The sequence below is a fragment of the Lishizhenia sp. genome (assembly GCF_057456495.1).
Genome location: NZ_JBVCPV010000272.1, coordinates 1 through 2,931, shown reverse-complemented (window position 1 = coordinate 2,931; position 2,931 = coordinate 1). Strand labels below are relative to the sequence as shown.

The 2,931-nt window shown below is 36.9% G+C and carries 3 protein-coding genes; 1 reads left to right on the top strand and 2 read right to left on the bottom strand.

Annotation, left to right across the window (positions count from 1 at the left end; all coding sequences use genetic code 11):
• Positions 1–75: 75 nt before the first annotated feature.
• Together AC22ZQ_RS13900 and AC22ZQ_RS13895 are read right to left on the bottom strand one after the other, a co-directional pair.
• Positions 76–1,419, bottom strand: a complete 1,344-nt coding sequence (locus AC22ZQ_RS13900) for an oligosaccharide flippase family protein (protein WP_318959363.1) — start codon at positions 1,417–1,419, stop codon at positions 76–78.
• Positions 1,420–1,449: 30 nt separating this feature from the next.
• Positions 1,450–1,917 (bottom strand): acyl-CoA carboxylase biotin carboxyl carrier protein subunit, encoded by a 468-nt coding sequence (locus tag AC22ZQ_RS13895; RefSeq protein ID WP_318959362.1) that lies wholly within the window; start codon positions 1,915–1,917, stop codon positions 1,450–1,452.
• Between the two features lie 111 nt (positions 1,918–2,028).
• Between AC22ZQ_RS13895 and AC22ZQ_RS13890 the strand changes: the two genes are divergently transcribed.
• The coding region (locus tag AC22ZQ_RS13890) for a M1 family metallopeptidase (protein ID WP_413468689.1) at positions 2,029–2,931 on the top strand (903 nt) is incomplete at its 3' end.

The following is a 2,931-nucleotide window of genomic DNA, read 5'->3' as shown; positions in this document are numbered from 1 at the left end:
CATAGGGTTTTCATGCCGGTAAAAATAGAAAAAATGAAGAAAAAACAGAGGGTTGAGTTGCCGAAGCTTTATGAATTAGCCTTTGAATTTTTGTTGAATAAGAGCGAGGCTTGCTGTAAGGTCTACAATGCGCAGAGAAAAAACTAAAAGCTTAAAGAATAAATTGTTGTGCAATTGAAAGCCAATAATGTTTTTGGCAATAACAATTTGAGCGATACAAGTTAAACTTTGAGTAAGGATAGTGGCAATGGCAGCACCTTGGGCTTGATAATGCGGAATAAGCATAAAGTTAAGGCTTAGGTTCAATGCAAAACCTCCAATAGCCATCATGTTCAATGCTCGTAAATTTCCGTTGGCGGTAAGTAATGTTCCAAAAATGTAGGTGGTAGAAATGGGGATGAAATTTAGGATGATGAATTGAAAACAAACCACAGTTACCGGGTTGGAATGCGTATAAATCAAGCTCAATAATTCATCTGCATAAAAGAAACAAATTGAGGCACAGACAATGGCTATAGGTACTAAAATAGATGTTGCCGTACTAAGTAATGGACTTAGGTTCTCTTTCATCTTAAGCATACGTGCAAACATGGGCAATAGAATTCCGGCAATTAACAAAGGGAAAATATTTGCGGCATCTAAGATTCTAAATCCAGCGGCATACATACCTGCTTGTTCTTTACCATCCGGTAATAAACGCTCGAGCATGATGGCGTCCATCTTGGTGTAAAGCATCATTAATAGGATCAATAAGGCGTAAGGAAAACTGCTCTTGAGTAAGACCCAACTAATGTGCTTTTTAAGTTTGATTCTACTTTTTCCTAAACGTAGCGTTAATAGCAAGCCAACGAATGCAGCCAAGGCGTAAGAAATGCTTTGTGCGTAAATGAAGTTTTCAATACTGACCTCTGCTTCAAAGAATTTACCGTAAAGTACGGCTGAGCATAGAAAAATGAGGATTAATCGGTCGAGCACTGATAAAATAGCATCTATTTTAAAGCGGTGTAACCCCGCGAAGTTACTTCTGAAATAAAGGGTGAACGCAGCAAGTATTTGGTTTAAACAAAGGAAGAAAAGTAAGTGAATTGCACCTGCTGTATGTCCCATGAAGAAGGCAGCAACTAGCGTAATGATTAGATATAAAAAAGAGAGCACGAGACGCAAACCTACCAAGCTCCCTAGATATTTTATAAGTGTTTTTGGATGCTGGGCAATGTTTTTACTGTTGTAATTGGTAATCCCAAAATCTAAAACAATATTCAAGAGGAAGGAAAGGTTTAATAAGGAAAAGTAAAATCCATATTCCTCAAAGCCAACCTGATTTTGGATTTGTGCATCTATACCAAAAATGTAAAATGGTTTTATCAATACGTTCAAGAGAACGATCAAAAAGATATTTGAAATAAAACCTTTGCTCATACAGCAAAACTAACGTAAAGTTCTCTTGATTTATTCGAACTCGATGATAACTTGACCTTTATCTACAACATCTCCGTTATTTACAGCCAAACCTTTTACTGTACCTACACCGTCAGCCTTAATTACGTTTTCCATTTTCATGGCCTCTAAGGTCAACAATGGCGCACCCACTTCAACTTCCTGACCCACCTCAACGGCAAAAGAAATAACTCTACCAGGCATTGGAGATTCCAATTGGTGCATTTTCTTCACCTTTTTCTGGTCTAATCCCATCTTCTTAATCAAATCATCCAAGGCACCTTTTCGTTTCACTTCAAAAGTTCGTTGGTTAATTTTTATAGTCAGTGTATTTTCCTCCAAATTAGCGGCTAAGATCTCTCCATGGTATTTTTGTCCTAAGAAAAAGATGTAGAAAAAAGTATCGTCTACCCATTCTACAGTGGCATTATCTACCGCTGTAATTTCTGAATTATTGATGATGTATTTTGCTTCAGCCATGATGTTTTGTATATACTGCAATTATACAAACTTATAATTCCTTTCAAACTATCCTTACTAGAAATACTTTAAAAATTCTGCATATTTACATCAAAATAGAATTCAAAGACTATGCATTTAGCACATATATTTTCAGGTTTACTTTTTACAAGCCTTATTTCAACTGTTGTATTTTCTCAAGCCTTGGAGGGAATTAAACAGCCCGTTTATCATGCTTCTGAAACACAATACGTAGATCTTATACATACTGATTTAGAGGTGGATTTTGATTGGGAGAACAGTGCTTTAAAGGGAAAAGAGGAGATTTTATTTACTCCTTATTATCGATCGATTAATGAATTAAAATTAGATGCTAAATCTATGACCTTCTCGGAGGTGAGCATAGCCGGAAAGTCGTTGGAATATAGCTATGATGGAATGGAATTAATCATTCACCTTCCTAAAAGTTATTCGAAAAATGATACGATTGCACTAAATATAGTTTACACTGCTTTCCCAGAAGAATTAAAAGCGGAAGGTAGTGCTGCAATTACTGAGGCAAAGGGATTGTACTTTATCAATAACAAGAAAGTTCCAGAAGGGCGTATGCCACAGGTATGGACACAAGGTGAAACAGAAGCGAGTTCAGCGTGGTTTCCAACAGTTGATACACCCAACCAAAAACATGCACAAGACATATACATTTGTGTAGACCCAAACATGATGGCATTATCAAATGGTGCTTTAGTGGGTGTGGAGAAAACAGAAGATACTTGGATTTACCATTGGAAGCAGGAGTTGCAGCATGCTCCTTATTTGAGTATGATGGCGGTAGGAGAATTTGTTGAAATTAAAGACAGTGTACGCCTGGCAAGTGGTAGAATGTTGCCTTTACGCTATTACGTGGAGCCGGAATGGGAACACGAAGCCAAACAGATTTTTGGAAATACAGGGGAGATGATTCAGCATTTTTCCAAATTATTGGGCGTTGAATTTCCTTGGGATAAATACAGTCAAATCATTGTAAGAAACTTT